We start from the raw sequence: 606 nt of genomic DNA on the forward strand, positions 1-606 counted from the left end.
CGTCCCAGGCTCCATGCCTCAAGCGCCAGCGCAAGGGCGAAGAAAAATGCGACAGTCGCCGCTTCGAACCATTGGCCGATGCCGAGGGCACCCGCCACCGCGACCAGCATGAGCAGGTTCATGTCCGGCCGGAGTCGCCGCGCCGCGAGGATCGCCTTGGGTGCGACGTATCGAACTGCCGACAGGACCGACAAGGAATAAGCGAGCATCGCCAGAACCGGGGGGTGCGCCTCGCGCGCCAGACTCTCGTGCAGTACCGCAGCGAAGCCGTTTGCGCGCGCGTGAATCGCAAAACCGACCAGGACCAAAGCGCCGCTTGCGATGGTCAGCCCGGCCTGAACCCGGCGTCGCCGCTGCTCCTCTGGCGCACCGGCACTGCGCTCGCCTTCTTTCCACAGTTCGGCGCGCATCCCCGTGCGTTCGACTGCCCTTAGGATGTCGGCGTGAAGAGAGAGATCGGCACCGCTCGCGATCGACATGCGACCGTTGATGAGATCGAACGACAGATTTTCCGGCCCTACGATCGGACCGAGTTCGCGCTTGAGCACCGCGACTTCGTCACCGCAGTCAATGCCATGGATTTCGAAAATGACGCCGTCCGGATGG

General features: G+C 64.4%; 1 pseudogene. It reads right to left on the reverse strand.

Annotation, left to right across the window (positions count from 1 at the left end):
- Positions 1-606, reverse strand: a pseudogene (locus AACY08_RS28035) (hypothetical protein); the annotation flags it as partial.

This window comes from Pseudomonas sp. EL_65y_Pfl1_R83 (genome assembly GCF_963970695.1).
Classification (GTDB): domain Bacteria; phylum Pseudomonadota; class Gammaproteobacteria; order Pseudomonadales; family Pseudomonadaceae; genus Aquipseudomonas; species Aquipseudomonas tritici.